The organism is Streptomyces sp. NPDC093252, assembly GCF_040683675.1.
Classification (GTDB): Bacteria; Actinomycetota; Actinomycetes; order Streptomycetales; family Streptomycetaceae; genus Streptomyces.
Map to the genome: position 1 here is coordinate 100,552 of NZ_JBFBEM010000017.1, position 15,206 is coordinate 115,757.

General features: G+C 72.9%; 9 protein-coding genes. All 9 read left to right on the forward strand.

Annotated elements, in window-relative coordinates:
- The first annotated feature begins 12 nt into the window (after nucleotides 1-12).
- On the forward strand, nucleotides 13-1,056 hold the full coding sequence (locus tag AB0O01_RS30945; protein ID WP_365318540.1) for a substrate-binding domain-containing protein: 1,044 nt from the start codon (nucleotides 13-15) through the stop codon (nucleotides 1,054-1,056).
- 1,465 nt (nucleotides 1,057-2,521) lie between these two features.
- Nucleotides 2,522-3,835: a Gfo/Idh/MocA family oxidoreductase gene (locus tag AB0O01_RS30950; RefSeq protein WP_365318541.1), complete on the forward strand. Its 1,314-nt coding sequence runs from the start codon at nucleotides 2,522-2,524 to the stop codon at nucleotides 3,833-3,835.
- Between the two features lie 13 nt (nucleotides 3,836-3,848).
- Nucleotides 3,849-4,847, forward strand: coding sequence for a sugar phosphate isomerase/epimerase family protein (locus AB0O01_RS30955; RefSeq protein WP_365318543.1), 999 nt, complete (start codon nucleotides 3,849-3,851; stop codon nucleotides 4,845-4,847).
- A gap of 326 nt (nucleotides 4,848-5,173) precedes the next feature.
- The gene (locus AB0O01_RS30960; protein WP_365318545.1) at nucleotides 5,174-8,893 is read left to right on the forward strand and encodes a ThuA domain-containing protein; all 3,720 of its coding nucleotides are present in this window, start codon (nucleotides 5,174-5,176) and stop codon (nucleotides 8,891-8,893) included.
- A 547-nt stretch (nucleotides 8,894-9,440) separates the two neighbouring features.
- Entirely contained in the window at nucleotides 9,441-10,634 is a 1,194-nt protein-coding gene (locus tag AB0O01_RS30965; RefSeq protein ID WP_365318547.1) for an inositol-3-phosphate synthase, read from the forward strand.
- 413 nt (nucleotides 10,635-11,047) lie between these two features.
- Nucleotides 11,048-12,586 carry an SCO3242 family prenyltransferase gene (locus tag AB0O01_RS30970; protein WP_365318548.1) on the forward strand — a complete coding sequence of 513 codons (1,539 nt, stop codon included), beginning with the start codon at nucleotides 11,048-11,050 and terminating at the stop codon, nucleotides 12,584-12,586.
- Nucleotides 12,583-13,638, forward strand: a complete 1,056-nt coding sequence (locus AB0O01_RS30975; protein WP_365318550.1) for a sugar phosphate isomerase/epimerase family protein — start codon at nucleotides 12,583-12,585, stop codon at nucleotides 13,636-13,638. The genes AB0O01_RS30970 and AB0O01_RS30975 overlap by 4 nt, the downstream gene beginning before the upstream one ends.
- Nucleotides 13,635-14,348 carry an EboA domain-containing protein gene (locus AB0O01_RS30980; RefSeq protein WP_365318551.1) on the forward strand — a complete coding sequence of 238 codons (714 nt, stop codon included), beginning with the start codon at nucleotides 13,635-13,637 and terminating at the stop codon, nucleotides 14,346-14,348. The genes AB0O01_RS30975 and AB0O01_RS30980 overlap by 4 nt, the downstream gene beginning before the upstream one ends.
- On the forward strand, nucleotides 14,348-15,205 hold the full coding sequence (locus tag AB0O01_RS30985) for a TatD family hydrolase (RefSeq protein WP_365318553.1): 858 nt from the start codon (nucleotides 14,348-14,350) through the stop codon (nucleotides 15,203-15,205). Before AB0O01_RS30980 ends, AB0O01_RS30985 begins: the two co-directional genes overlap by 1 nt.
- Nucleotide 15,206 lies beyond the last annotated feature (1 nt).

The following is a 15,206-nucleotide window of genomic DNA, read 5'->3' on the forward strand; positions in this document are numbered from 1 at the left end:
GGGTTCACCGCCATGCCACAGCTTCCCAGCCGCAGAGGAATGCTCTTCGGGACCGCCGCCGTCGGCGCCGGTGTCTTCCTCGCCGGATGTACCAGCAACGAGTCCTCCGCGGACGACGAGCCGGCCACCAACGAGCAGCCGGCCGCCTCGGACACCCCCGGCAAGCCGGTCACCATCGGCTTCGCCGGCCCCCAGGCCGACCACGGCTGGCTCAACGCGATCAACGAGAACGCCAAGAACCGCGCCGGGACGTACGAGGACGTGACGCTGGAGATCACCGAGGGCTCCAACGACACCGCCGCCCAGATCGGCCAGATCGAGACACTGATCAACAAGAAGGTCGACGTCCTGGTCATCCTGCCCGCCGACGGCAAGGCCCTCACCCAGGTCGGGCTGAAGGCCATGCGGGCCGGGATCCCGGTGGTCAACCTGGACCGGATCTTCAACTCCCCGCAGGCGTACCGCTGCTGGATCGGCGGCGACAACTACGGCATGGGCCTCAACGCCGGGCACTACATCGGCGAGCGGCTCAAGGACAAGCAGAACGCCAAGGTGATCGAGCTGGCCGGGGTGGACGCGCTGGAGCTGACCCGGCAGCGTACCCAGGGCTTCGACGACGCCCTGAAGAACTACCCGAACATCGAGAAGGTGGCCCGTCAGGCGGCGGACTTCACCGTCGAGTCGGGGCAGGCCAAGATGGCCCAGATGCTCCAGGCCCAGTCGCAGTTCGACGCGCTGTGGAACCACGACGACGACCAGGGCGTGGGCGCGCTGCGCGCCATCGAGCAGGCCGGGCGCGACGACTTCCTGATGGTCGGCGGCGCGGGCGCGCTCTCCGCGTTCCAGGCCATCAAGCAGGACAACGGCGTCCTCAAGGCGACGGTCCTGTATCCGCCGACCATGGCCGCCTCCGCGATCGACCTCGCCCGCGCCCTCGGCCAGGGCAAGGGCGTCGGCGGGATGGCCGAGTTCGAGATCCCCGCGTCGGTGACGCTGTACTCGGCCGTCGTCGACAAGACCAACGTCGACCAGTACATGCCCACCGGCTTCAAGTAGGGGCACCGAGACCGGGCCCGCCCGCACATGAGGGGTGGGCGGGCCCAGGGTCCGGTGTTCCGCTCCGGGCGGCGGCGCCACCGTCGTGGCCGGCCGGGACCGGGGGCCCGGGAGTTCTCCCGGTCCCGGTCCGGCCGCGCGGCGGCGACGCCCGGACGGTCCGGCCGGGGTACCTGAACCCGGAGAACCGCGCGTTCCGGCACCGCGAGAGCCGGAACGCGAGGGGATCCGGGGTGCGGGGCGCGGCAGTGCACGCCGGGACCAGGGGTCCGGCGGGCACTGCGGCCCCGCACCGCCCCGGCACCGCGCCGGTCGGCCGCACGGGAGACACCACCGGGACCCTCCGGGGGGTGACTCCGGGACGACCGCACCGCGGGGGCCGCCTGGCGCCGCCGGGCGGCCGGTCACCGGTCGGTCACCGGGCCGTCCTCGGCCGGTGGCCGGTCGGTGGCCGGGCCGTCCTCGGCGGGTGGCCGGTCGGTGGCCGGTCGGTCCCTGGTCGGTAGCCGACCGTTCGCCGGTCGGTCCCCGGTCGGTCACCGAGAGGCTGTCGGCGGGTCGTTGGCGGGCCTTCGGCGGGCCACTGGTGGGTTGCTGGTGGGTCTCTGGTGGGCCACCGGTAGGGCGTGGCCCTATCGGGACCCCGACGGGACCCCACCGGGTACCCGACCGGACCCGACCGGGACCCCGACGGGACCCCACCGGGAACCCGACGGGACCCGACCGGGACCCCGATGGGGACTTGGCGGTGATCCGCCAGGGACTCGCCGGGGGCCGCCTCGGACTCGCCGGGTTCCGTCCGGCGGGAACGTCCGGCGGAACCGGCGGCGACTCGTCCGGCGGTTCGGCCGCGACCGGTGCACGGTCCGCAGGGGTGACCCGATCCCCGTGACCCCGCGGACCGTGCACCGGGGCCGACGCCCTGACCGGGTACCGGCAACCGGCCTTGACGCCGGGGGCGTGGGCCGGGCTCTGTGCCCGGACCGCGTTGCCGGGGCGGATGCCGTGACTGCGATCGGGGCGGATGCCCGGACCGTGGTTGGGGCGGATGCCCGGATCGTGTTCGGGGCGGATGCCCGGACGGCGGTAGGGGTTGACGCCCTGACCGCGATCGGGCGGATGCCCTGACTGTGATCGGGGCCGACGCCCTGACCGCGTTCAGGGCCGACGCCCGGACCGCGATCAGGGCCCGCGCCCCGACCGCGCCCCCGCGCCGAGCCCGACCCGCCCACCGGCGTCGACCCGGACCGCGCCCCGGCGCCGACCCGGACCGCGTACCGGCAGGACACCCCGGCACCGCGTACCGGACCCGATACCCGGACCGCGTACCCGGGGCGGACGCCCGGACCGTGCGGCCTGGGCGGACGCCCGGACCCTGTCGCCAGGCCGGACGGCCCACCCCGTCGCCCGGACGGAACACCGGACCCGACCCCCCACCGCGCCACCACGACGAGAGGACTGATCCATGGGACAGCCGCAGCAGCCCGCAGGGGCAGCGGCCACGACGCCGGGAACGAGTGACGCCGGCGGGCAGCAGCAGGCGGACGAGGCCGGGGCGGCGGAGTCGGACCGGACCGCCGTCTCCGGTACCGGCACCACCGACCCGGCAGCCAGACCCGCGCTGCGGATCGGCATGGTGGGCTACGCCTTCATGGGCGCCGCCCACTCCCAGGGCTGGCGGACCGTGGGCCGCGTCTTCGATCTGCCGCTGCGCCCGGAGATGTCCGTGATCTGCGGCCGGGACGCACAGGCCGTGCGCGCCGCCGCCGACCGGCACGGCTGGGCCGCCGCCGAGACCGACTGGCGCGCGCTGATCGCCCGCGACGACGTCGACCTCGTCGACATCTGCACCCCCGGCGACAGCCATGCCGAGATCGCCCTCGCCGCGCTGGCCGCGGGCAAGCACGTACTGTGCGAGAAGCCGCTGGCCAACACCGTGGAGGAGGCGGTGGCGATGGCCGAGGCGGCCGAGGCCGCCGAGGCCCGGGGCCAGCTCGCCATGGTCGGCTTCAACTACCGCCGGGTGCCCGCCACCGCCCTGGCCCGCAAGATGGTCGCCGAGGGCCGGATCGGCACCCTGCGCCATGTCCGGGTCACCTACCTCCAGGACTGGCTGGCCGATCCGGCGGCGCCGCTGACCTGGCGGCTGCGCAAGGACCAGGCCGGTTCCGGCTCGCTCGGCGACCTGGGCGCCCACATCATCGACCTGGCCCAGTATCTGGCGGGGGAGAGGCTGGCCGGGGTCTCCGCGATCACCGAGACCTTCGTACGGCACCGGCCGCTGCCCGGCGCGGCCAGTGGGCTGTCGGCCGCGGCGGCGGAGGGCACCGGCGAGGTCACCGTGGACGACGCCGCCCTGTTCACCGCCCGTTTCCCGTCCGGCGCCCTGGCCTCCTTCGAGGCCACCCGGTACGCCACCGGCCGCAAGAACGCCCTGCGGCTGGAACTGAACGGCGAGCGCGGCTCGCTCTCCTTCGACCTGGAGCGGCTGAACGAACTCTGGTACCACGACGCCACCGAGCCCGACGAGCACAACGGCTTCCGCCGCATCCTCGTCACCGAGCCCGGCCATCCCTATCTGGAGGCGTGGTGGCCGCCCGGCCACGGCCTCGGCTACGAGCACACCTTCGTCCACCAGGCCCGCGACCTGGTGCACGCGCTCGCCGAGGGCCGCGCCCCCACCCCCTCCTTCGCCGACGGGCTCCAGGTCCAGCGGGTCCTGGCCGCCGTCGAGGAGAGCGCCGAGAAGAACTCCGTCTACACCCCGATCGCGGTCTAGGAGGCCACGTCAGATGCCGCGTACCTTCACCCTCTTCACCGGTCAGTGGGCCGACCTCCCCCTGGAGGAGGTCTGCCGGCTCGCCCGTGACTTCGGTTACGACGGACTGGAACTCGCCTGCTGGGGCGACCACTTCGAGGTCGACAAGGCCCTCGCCGACCCCGACTACGTCAAGGGCCGCCACCAGCTCCTGGCGAAGTACGGCCTGAAGTGCCTGGCCATCTCCAACCATCTGGTCGGGCAGGCCGTCTGCGACGCCATCATCGACGAACGCCATCAGGGCATCCTCCCGGCGCGGATCTGGGGCGACGGCGACGCGGAGGGCGTCCGGCAGCGGGCCGCCGCCGAGATCGCCGACACCGCGCGCGCCGCGGCGGCCCTCGGCGTGGACACCGTCATAGGCTTCACCGGCTCCGCGATCTGGCATCTGGTCGCGATGTTCCCGCCCGCCCCCGAATCGATGATCGAACGGGGCTACCAGGACTTCGCCGACCGCTGGAACCCGATCCTGGACGTCTTCGACGCCGAGGGCGTGCGCTTCGCCCACGAGGTGCACCCCAGCGAGATCGCCTACGACTACTGGACCACCCAGCGGGCCCTGGCGGCGGTGGACCACCGCCCCGCCTTCGGCCTGAACTTCGACCCCTCGCACTTCGTCTGGCAGGACCTCGACCCGGTGGGGTTCCTGTGGGACTTCCGCGACCGGATCTACCACGTCGACTGCAAGGAGGCCCGTAAACGCCTCGACGGCCGCAACGGACGGCTCGGCTCCCATCTGCCCTGGGGCGATCCGCGCCGCGGCTGGGACTTCGTCTCCGCCGGTCACGGGGACGTGCCCTGGGAGGACGTGTTCCGGATGCTCCGCTCGATCGAGTACCGGGGGCCGATCTCGGTGGAGTGGGAGGACGCCGGGATGGACCGGCTCCAGGGCGCCCCCGAGGCGCTCACCCGCCTCAAGGCGTTCGACTTCGACCCGCCCAGCGCGTCCTTCGACGCCGCCTTCAACCGCTGATCCCACGCTCCTGACAGGAGGTCGGGGACGGGCCCGGAGCAACCGCCCGTCCCCCCTCCGACCTGCCCGAATCCTGCTTTGTCCCGTGATGGGAAAAAGTCGGACCGATCCTGACGCAAGGGCTGTTCGCCCCGCACAGAGGCGGTTACCGTCCCTGAAGTGTTCAGGACCGCGTTCAGGACACACAGACCTCCGGGGTGACGGCGTACCCCGGCGCCCGCACCCACGCCTACACACCCCCACGGCAACCCACCCCCCACACCCCCGCACCCCCCCCGCAGAGGCACCCACCCCGTACGGCCCACCCCCGTTCCCGGAGGGAATTCGTGCACAGAACCAGACTGAGAACCGACCGCCTCCTCAGGCGCCCCCGACTGCGCACCGCCGTCGCCCTGTTCACCGGCCTGCTGCTGGCCGTGGGCACCCCGGCGACCGTGGCCGGAGCCCACCCCGGGCACCCGGAGCACGAGGAGCCGGCCGTCGCCGAGGAGCAGTTCCAGCAGGTGCCGCTCGCCAAGGGCGAGCCCGAGATGGGCGAGCCGATGTCCCTGGCCGTCCTCCCGGACCGCAGCGTCCTGCACACCTCCCGCGACGGCACCCTGCGCCTGACCGACCAGTCCGGTGTCACCAAGGTGGCCGGCAAGGTCCCCGTCTACACCCATGACGAGGAGGGCCTCCAGGGCGTCGGCATCGACCCCGACTTCACCACCAACCGGGCGATCTACCTCTACTACGCCCCGCCGCTCAACACCCCCGCGGGCGACGCCCCGGAGACCGGCACCGCCGCCGACTTCGCCAAGTTCGACGGCGTCAACCGCCTCTCCCGGTTCACCCTGAACCCCAACGGCACCCTGGACCTGGCCAGCGAGAAGAAGGTCCTGGACGTCGCGGCCTCCCGCGGCATCTGCTGCCACGTCGGCGGCGACATCGACTTCGACGCGGACGGCAACCTCTATCTGTCGACCGGCGACGACACCAACCCCTTCGCCTCCGACGGCTACACGCCGATCGACCAGCGCGCCAACCGCAACCCGGCCTTCGACGCCCGCCGCAGCTCCGGCAACACCAACGACCTGCGCGGCAAGATCCTGCGCATCAAGGTCGCCGACGACGGCTCGTACACCGTCCCGGACGGCAACCTCTTCGCCCCCGGCACGGACAAGACCCGTCCCGAGATCTACGCGATGGGCTTCCGCAACCCGTTCCGGATGAGCGTCGACGAGCAGACCGGCATCGTCTACGTCGGCGACTACGGCCCCGACGCAGGCTCCGCCAACCCGAACCGGGGCCCGGCCGGCATGGTCGAGTTCGCCAAGGTCACCCAGGCCGCGAACTTCGGCTGGCCGTTCTGCGTCGGCAACAACGAGCCGTATGTGGACTACGACTTCGGCACCGGCACCTCCGGCGCCAAGTTCGACTGCGCCAACCTCAAGAACACCTCGCCGCACAACACCGGCCTGGTCGACCTGCCGCCCGCGCAGGCCGCCTGGATCCCGTACGACGGCGGGTCCGTGCCCGAGTTCGGCAGCGGCTCCGAGTCCCCGATGGCGGGCCCGGTCTACCGCTACGACCCGAACCTCCAGTCCAGCGTCAAGTTCCCCGAGGCGTACGACGGCGACTTCTTCGCCGGTGAGTTCGGCCGCCGCTGGATCAAGCGGATCGAGCAGAACGGGGACGGCTCCGTCGCCTCCATCAACAGCTTCCCGTGGACCGGCACCCAGATCATGGACATGGACTTCGGGCCCGACGGCGCCCTCTACGTCCTCGACTACGGTGTCTCCTGGTTCCAGGGCGACGAGCACTCCGCGCTGTACCGCATCGAGTACGCCCAGGACGGGTTCTCCCCGCTCGCCGAGGCCAAGGCCGACAAGACCTCCGGCGCCGCCGGCCTCAAGGTCGCCTTCACCGGCTCCGCCACCGACGCCGACTCGCCCGAGCTGACCTACGCCTGGGACTTCGGCGACGGCACCAAGGGCGAGGGCCTCAACCCCACCCACAAGTACAAGAAGGTCGGCACCTACACCGCGACCTTCACCGCCACCGACCCCGAGGGCAACACCGGCAACGCCAGCGTCCGGATCGTCGTCGGCAACACCGAACCCAAGGTGAAGATCGACCTCCCGGGCAACGGCACCCTGGCCGAGTTCGGCAAGCCGGTCCCGTTCAAGGTGACCGTCACCGACCCCGAGGAGAACATCGACTGCTCCAAGGTCAAGGTCTCCTACAGCCTCGGCCACGACTCCCACGCCCATGAGCTGACCAGCGAGCAGGGCTGCACCGGCACCCTCAACCCGCCGCCCGGTGACGGCGGCCACGACCCCAACGCCAACATCTACGGTGTCGTCGGCGCCAGCTACACCGACGGTGGCGCGAACGGCCAGGAGGCCCTCACCGGCACCGCCCGGACCGTTCTCCAGCCGCTGCACCGCCAGGCCGAGCACTTCGGCAACCAGTCCGGCATCCGCACCTACGACAAGCCCGCCGCCAACGGCGGCAAGACCGTCGGCGACATCGACGACGGCGACTGGATCTCCTTCACGCCCTACAAGTTCGACGGGCAGAAGAAGATGACCGTACGGGCCTCCTCCGGCGGCGCCGGCGGCTTCATCGAGCTGCGCACCGGCTCCCCCGACGGCCCCCTGCACGGCTCGGCGTACATCCCGCCGACCGGGAGCTGGGAGACCTTCCAGGACGTCGACGTACCCCTGCGCTCGCTCCCCAAGAAGACCACCGAGATCTTCCTGGTCTTCAAGGGCGGCCCCGGCGCGCTCTACGACATCGACGACTTCGAGTTCTCCACGGAGCCGTTCAAGGGCGGCAAGAAGGTCCTGGTCTTCTCCAAGACCGCGGGCTTCCGCCACGACTCCATCCCGGCCGGAGTCGCGGCCCTGAAGGAGCTGGGCGGCCCGGCCGGCATCTCCGTCACCGCCACCGAGGAGGCCGGCCAGTTCACCACGGCCAACCTCGCCAAGTACGACGCCGTCGCCTTCCTCTCCACCACCGGTGACGTGCTGAACGCGGCCCAGCAGACCGCGTTCGAGAACTACGTCAAGAACGGCGGCGGCTACATCGGCATCCACGCCGCCGCCGACACCGAGTACGACTGGGAGTTCTACGGCGGCCTCGTCGGCGCCTACTTCGACTCCCACCCGCAGATCCAGAAGGCCACCGTCCGCGTCGAGGACCACGACCACCCGTCCACCGCGCACCTCGGCGAGACCTGGGAGCGCACCGACGAGTGGTACAACTACCGCACCAACCCGCGTGAGCAGGCCAAGGTCCTCGCCACCCTGGACGAGACCACCTACTCCGGCGGCAATATGAAGGGCGACCACCCGATCGCCTGGTGCCAGTCCTACGGCGGCGGCCGGTCCTTCTACACCGGCGGCGGCCACACCAAGGAGTCCTACACCGAGGAAGCCTTCCGGGCCCATCTGCTCGGCGGCATGCAGTACGCCACCGGCCAGGTCAAGGCCGACTGCAAGCCGGACAAGGACTACCGGAAGATCTTCAACGGCCAGACCCTGGACGGCTGGAAGCAGGCCGGCCCCGGCAAGTTCAACGTCAGCAACGGCACCCTGGTCTCCGAGGGCGGCATGGGCCTGCTCTGGTACCAGGCCAAGGAGCTGAAGTCGTACTCGCTCAAGCTGGACTGGAAGATGCGCGGCGACGACAACTCCGGGATCTTCGTGGGCTTCCCGGCCTCCGACGACCCCTGGTCCGCCGTCACCAAGGGCTACGAGATCCAGATCGACGCGACGGACGCGCCCGACCGCACCACCGGCTCGGTCTACTCCTTCAAGTCGGCCAACATCAAGGCCCGTGACCAGGTTCTGCGGCCCCCCGGCCAGTGGAACTCCTACGAGATCAAGGTCCAGGGCGAACGCCTCCAGGTGTTCCTCAACGGAGTCAAGATCAACGACTTCACCAACAAGGACCCCCAGCGGAGCCTGGCCGACGGCTACATCGGCCTCCAGAACCATGGCGCCAATGACCAGGTCTCCTTCCGCAACATCCAGGTGAAGGAACTGCCCGTCTCCGGGTAACCGAACGGCGGCGGGCGGGGGACGCCGGACCCCCGCCCGCCGTCTCTTCTTCCGGGGGTTCGCCTTCGGGGGTTCCCTTCCGGGGGTTTCCCTCCGGAGTCTTCTCCGGGGTTTCCCTCCGGGGCCAGAGGTCAGGGCCAGGGGTCAGGGATCCGGGGTCCGGGGTCCTGGGCCTTGGGTTCTGGGGCTTGGGTTCTGGAGCTTGGGTTCTGGAGCTTGGGTCCGGGCTTGGGCTCCGGGGCTTGGGTTCTGGAGTTCCGGGGAGTTGCCTTCCGGGGTGGTCTCGGGGGTTCCGGGCCGTGCCCTTCGGGGAGGAACCGGGGGTTCCGGGCCGTTCCGTCCGGGGACGGTGCGGGTTTCCGGGGCGTTCCCCTGCGGGGTGGTCCCAGGGATTCCGGGTCGTTCCCTGCGGGATGGTCCCGGGGTTTCCGGGCCGTTCCCTCCGGGGTCGGTCCCGGGTTTTCGGGGCCTTCCCTCCGGGGTCGGCTCCGGGTCATCCCGGCCCCTCCGGGCCTATTGGGATTCGCGCACGACAAGGAGGCTGCCCATGTCCGCGTCCCTCTCCCGACCGCGTGTCGGGGTGTGGCTGATCGGAGCCCGAGGCTCCGTCGCCACCACCGTCGTCACGGGGTGCGCCGCGGTCACCGCGGGACTGCACCCGCCCACCGGCATGGTGACCGAGACACCCCCGTTCACCGACAGCGCTCTGCCCGCCCTGTCCGATCTGGTCTTCGGCGGCCATGACACCGTCGACTGCCCCCTGCCCAAACGCGCCGAGGCCCTCACCGCGGGCGGCGTCCTGCCCCCCGGTCTGACCACCGCCGTCGCCGCCGAACTGACCGCCGCCGACCGTGAGATCCGCCCCGGCGGCCCCACCCCCGGCGACACCCGCACCGAGGCCGAGCTGATCGCCGCCTTCACCGCGGACATCCGCGACTTCGTCCACCGCCACGACCTGGCCCGGACAGTCGTCGTCAACGTCGCCTCCACCGAACCGGCGTCCACCGGCGGCACCCTCCCGCCCTCCACCCTCTACGCCCTCGCCGCCCTGCGCGCGGGCTGCCCCTACATCAACTTCACCCCCTCCGAAGGGCTGCACCACCCCGTCGCCGCCCGCGAGGCCCTCGCCCGAGGACTGCCCTACGCCGGCCGCGACGGCAAGACCGGGCAGACCCTGCTCCGCTCGGTCCTCGGCCCGATGTTCGCCCAGCGCGCGCTGAACGTCCGCGCCTGGTCCGGGGCGAACCTGCTCGGCGGCGGAGACGGCGCCGCCCTCGCCGACCCGGCCGCCGCCGCGGCCAAGAACGCCGGCAAGGAACGCGTCCTCGCCGACACACTGGGCGCTGCCCCCGAGGGCGAGGTCCACATCGACGACGTCCCCGCCCTCGGCGACTGGAAGACCGCCTGGGACCACATCGCCTTCGACGGCTTCCTCGGCACCCGCATGATCATGCAGACCATCTGGCAGGGCTGCGACTCCGCGCTGGCCGCTCCGCTGGTCCTGGACCTGGCCCGGCTGACCGCCCGCGCCCACGAGGCCGGCCTCACCGGTCCCCTCTCCGAACTGGGCTTCTACTTCAAGGACCCGGTGGGCCACGGCCCGGCGGCGCTGGGGGACCAGTACCGGGAACTGGTGGGGCTGGGGGAGCGGTTGCGGGCGGTGGAGGGCGAGACCCGGGGGGCCCCGGGCCCACGCACCGAGGCGACACCCCCGACGACCGACGGCGGGGACCCGGCATGAGGACCCGGGCACTGACCACAGGGCTCGCCGTGCTGCTACCGGTGGGCGTCCTGATCGCAGCCCGGCTGGGGGCCGGGGCGGGGGGTGGGGCGGGGGCGGATGGCTCGGGGGGCTCTGAGGGCTCCGGGGGCTCCGGGGGCTCGGGTTCTTCGGCTTCCGGTTCGGGGTCGGCTTCCGGTTCGGGCTCGGCTTCGGGTTCCGGCTCGGCTTGGGGTTCGGGCTCGGGTCCGGCTTTGGATTCCGGCTCGGATTCGGGCTCGGGTCCGGGGTCGGGTCCGGGTCCGGGTCCGGGGCCGGCTTCGGGGTCCGGCTCGGCCTCGGGCTCTGGTCCGGGTCCGGGCTCGGATTGGGGCACGGGCTCGGCTTCAGGTTCCGCGCGCCCCCGCGCCTCGGTCCGGGAGGGGGCGCCGAGCGTGCCCGGTGCGCCGGGGCGGCCGACATCCCGGACACCGTCGACACCCTCCCGTGCCGCATCCCTCGGCGCCGCGATCCTCGGGCTGCGCCGCCGCCCCTCATCCTCCGCCGACGGCGGCTGGGGCGAGGACGACGACCTCGACATCGACGCCGACGAGCCGAGCGCCGGGCCGGACGCCCTGCGCTCGCGGGGCACCCGCGACCGGGGTACGGGCGCCCGGGCTACGGGTGACCGGAGCAACCACGACCTCGGCACCCCGGACGGAAAACCGCTCCCTCTCCCGGCCCGTACCCGCGCCTGGGCCGAACTCCTCCGGCTGCCCGCCCTGTTCACCGTCCCCGGCGACGCCCTCGCCGGAGTCGCCGCGACCGGCGTCCGCCCCACCTCCCGCACACTCCTCGCCATCGGTTCCTCTCTCTGTCTCTACGAGGCCGGTATGGCCCTCAACGACTGGGCCGACCGCGACGAGGACGCCGCCGAACGGCCCCACCGCCCCCTCCCCTCCGGCCGGATCCGCCCCGCCGAGGCCCTCGCCGCGGCCGGTGTCCTCACCCTCGCCGGTCTCGCCCTCGCCGCCCGCGCCGGACGCCCCGCCCTCACCGTCGCCGCCCCGCTGGCGGCCACCGTCTGGGCCTACGACCTCGGTCTCAAGCACACCCCGGCCGGTCCCGTCGCCATGGCCGGCGCCCGCGCCCTGGACCTGCTGCTCGGCGCGGCGGCCACCACCGGGCAGACCCGGACCGCCCTCCCGTCCGCCGCACTCCTCGGCACCCACACCCTCGCCGTCACCACCGTCTCCCGCAACGAGACCCAGGGCGGCGCCCCCCTCGTCCCGCTCGCCGCCCTCGCCGCCACCGCACTGCTGTCCCACCTCACCACCCGACCCCCGGCAGGCCCCGGCGATGCAGCCACCCGGGGCCTGCCGGGCACCACGCCCCCTCCACAGCCCACGCCCGTCCCACCGCACCTCGGCAACCACCCTTCACCTGGCTCTTTCCGGGCGCGCTTCGGCACCCGCCCTTCATCCGGCCCCTTCCCGCCGGACCTCGGCGGCGGCCCTTCACCTGGCCTTCTCCTGTCGCGCTTCGGGACCCGGCCTTCACCCGGCTCTCTCCCGCCGGGCCCCGGCACCCGCCCCTCACCCGGCCGCTTCCCGCCGGACCCCGGCAACGGCCCCTCACCCGCCCCCTTCCCACCCGTCCTCCCCGCCACCACCCGCGCCCCCTCCGCGCCCATCCCACCCGGCATCACCTTCCGCCCCCCGTCCACCTCCGTCCCGCCCGGCACCAACCTGCCCACCACCCTGCGCACCGCCCTAGCCCTCCTCTACGCCTCCACCGCGGCCCGCCCCTACTTCCACGCCGCCCTCAACCCCTCACCTCCGCTCACCCAACGGGCCGTAGGCGGTGGCATCCGTGCCACGATCCCGCTCCAGGCCGCCCTGTCCGCCCGCTCCGGCGCCCCCGTCACCGCGCTGGCCATCGCCGCCCTGGGCCCCCTCGCGGCCCGCTTCGCGAAGAAGGTGAGCGTCACATGACCCCCGAGCCACAGGGCGAGCCGACGCGGCAGCAGTGGACGACGGGTACAGGGCGGACACCCGTGACCCCCGAGCCACAGGGCGAGCCGACGCGGCAGCAGTCGACGACCGGTACTGGGCGGACACCCGCCGCGCCCCGAACGCCGGGACGCGCCGACACCCCCGGCGCACCCGACCCCCACCCCCACCCCCACCCCCTCCGCTTCGGCTACGGCACCAACGGCCTCGCCGATCTCCGCCTGGACGATGCCCTCCACCTCCTCGCCGACCTCGGCTACGACGGCCTCGGTCTCACCCTCGACCACATGCATCTCGACCCCTTCGCCCCGGACATCGCCGCCCGGACCCGCAGGACGGCCGACCTCCTGGACAAGCTGGGCCTGGAGGTCACCGTCGAGACCGGTGCCCGCTATGTCCTCGACCCCCGCCGCAAGCACGGCCCCTCGCTCCTCGACCCGGACCCCGAGGACCGCGCCCGCCGGGTGGACCTGCTGCTGCGCGCGGTGACGATCGCCGCCGACCTCGGCGCCCACGCCGTGCACTGCTTCAGCGGCACCCTCCCGCCCGGCACCGACCCGGACACCGCCTGGGCCCGTCTCGCCGACACCCTCACCCCCGTCCTGGACGCCGCCACCACCGCCGGCATCCCCCTCGCCGTCGAACCCGAACCCGGTCACCTCCTCGCCACCCTCGCCGACTTCCACCGGCTGCGCCGCGCCCTCGGCGACCCCGAGCACCTCGGCCTCACCCTGGACATCGGCCACTGCCAGTGCCTGGAACCGCTCCCGCCCGCCGACTGCGTCCGCGCCGCCGCACCCTGGCTGCGCCATGTCCAGATCGAGGACATGTGCCGCGGCGTCCACGAGCACCTCCCGCTCGGCGAGGGCGAGATCGACTTCCCCGAGGTGCTCGGCGCCCTCGCCGCCACCGGCTACCGGGGACTGACCGTCGTGGAACTGCCCCGTCACTCCCACGCGGGCCCGTACTACGCGGAACTCTCCCTCCCGTTCCTCCGCCATGCCGCGCCATCCCCACAAGGGAGCCCCCGATGAACCACCCCGGCAGCCCCGCCCTCCAGCCCACCGGCACCCCCCTGGGCGACCTGCGCACGCTGCTGACCACCCGGCTCGACGAGTCCGCCGCCAACTGGCTGGACCGCGCCCTGGAGGAGGCCGCCGAGAACCCCGGCACCCATGGCCCGATCTCCGTGTGGGAGCTGCGGCTCGCCGAGGCCGGCCGCCGCTGCGGCCCCGATCACGCCGACGCCGCCCGCGTGCTGATCCTGCACGCCGCCCGCGCCGACGCCGCCGCCCTCGACCGGGTCTACTCCCAGGGCACCGCCGCCGAACGCCGCGCCGTCCTGCACGCCCTCACCCATCTCGTCCCGGGCCCGGAGGCCCTCCCGCTGGTCGAGGACGCCCTGCGCACCAACGACACCACCCTGGTCGCCGCCGCCCTCGGCCCCTACGGAGCCACCCATCTCACCCCTCACTCCTGGCGCCACGCGGTGCTGAAGTGCCTGTTCACCGGTGTGCCCGTCGCCGAGGTCACGGACCTCGCCCGGCGCGCCGCAGGAGACGGCGAACTGGCCCGGATGCTCGCCGATTACGCCGCCGAACGCACCGCCGCCGGCCGCGACGTCCCCGGGGACCTGCACCGGGTGCTGACCCTGACCACGTCCGGCCCCCCGTCCGGTCTCCTGCCCGGCCCCCCGACCGGCCGGGAGAGCGGCACGGCCGACCCCCATGGCAAGGAGTCCTGATGCGCATCTTCGATCCCCACATCCACATGACCTCCAGGACCACCGACGACTACGAGGCCATGTACGCGGCAGGCGTCCGCGCGGTCGTCGAACCCGCCTTCTGGCTCGGCCAGCCCCGCACCTCGCCCGCCAGCTTCTTCGACTACTTCGACTCCCTCCTCGGCTGGGAACCCTTCCGCGCCGCCCAGTACGGCATCGCCCACCACTGCACCATCGCCCTCAACCCCAAGGAGGCCAACGACCCGCGCTGCCTGCCCGTCCTGGACGCGCTGCCCCGCTATCTCGTCAAGGACCAGGTCGTCGCCGTCGGCGAGATCGGCTACGACTCCATGACCCCGGCCGAGGACACCGCCCTGTCCGCCCAGCTCCAGCTCGCCGCCGACCACGGGCTGCCCGCCCTGGTGCACACCCCGCACCGCGACAAGCTGACCGGACTGCGCCGCACCGTCGACGTGGTCCGCGAGTCCGCGCTGCCCCTGGACCGCGTCCTGATCGACCACCTCAACGAGACCACCGTGAAGGAGGCCAAGGACAGCGGCTGCTGGCTCGGCTTCTCCGTCTACCCCGACACCAAGATGGACGAGGCCCGGATGGTCGCCGTCCTGCGCGAGTACGGCCCCGAGCGGGTGCTCGTGAACTCCGCCGCCGACTGGGGCCGCAGCGACCCCCTGAAGACCCGCAGGGTCGCCGACCTCATGCTGGCCGAGGGCTTCACCGACGACGACGTCGACCGGGTGCTGTGGCGCAACCCCATCGCCTTCTACGGGCTGAGCGGACGCCTCACCGTCGACACCCTCGATGTCACCGCCACCGAAGCCACCCACGAGGGCAACTCCATCCTGCGCGGCGGGGAGTGAG

What these genes read in the sequence shown, in the direction of transcription:
- AB0O01_RS30945 (WP_365318540.1), top strand. Translation starts at nt 13, where the DNA reads ATGCCACAGCTTCCCAGCCGCAGAGGAATGCTCTTCGGGACCGCCGCC.
- AB0O01_RS30950 (WP_365318541.1), top strand. Translation starts at nt 2,522, where the DNA reads ATGGGACAGCCGCAGCAGCCCGCAGGGGCAGCGGCCACGACGCCGGGA.
- AB0O01_RS30955 (WP_365318543.1), top strand. Translation starts at nt 3,849, where the DNA reads ATGCCGCGTACCTTCACCCTCTTCACCGGTCAGTGGGCCGACCTCCCC.
- AB0O01_RS30965 (WP_365318547.1), top strand. Translation starts at nt 9,441, where the DNA reads ATGTCCGCGTCCCTCTCCCGACCGCGTGTCGGGGTGTGGCTGATCGGA.
- AB0O01_RS30975 (WP_365318550.1), top strand. Translation starts at nt 12,583, where the DNA reads ATGACCCCCGAGCCACAGGGCGAGCCGACGCGGCAGCAGTGGACGACG.
- AB0O01_RS30980 (WP_365318551.1), top strand. Translation starts at nt 13,635, where the DNA reads ATGAACCACCCCGGCAGCCCCGCCCTCCAGCCCACCGGCACCCCCCTG.
- AB0O01_RS30985 (WP_365318553.1), top strand. Translation starts at nt 14,348, where the DNA reads ATGCGCATCTTCGATCCCCACATCCACATGACCTCCAGGACCACCGAC.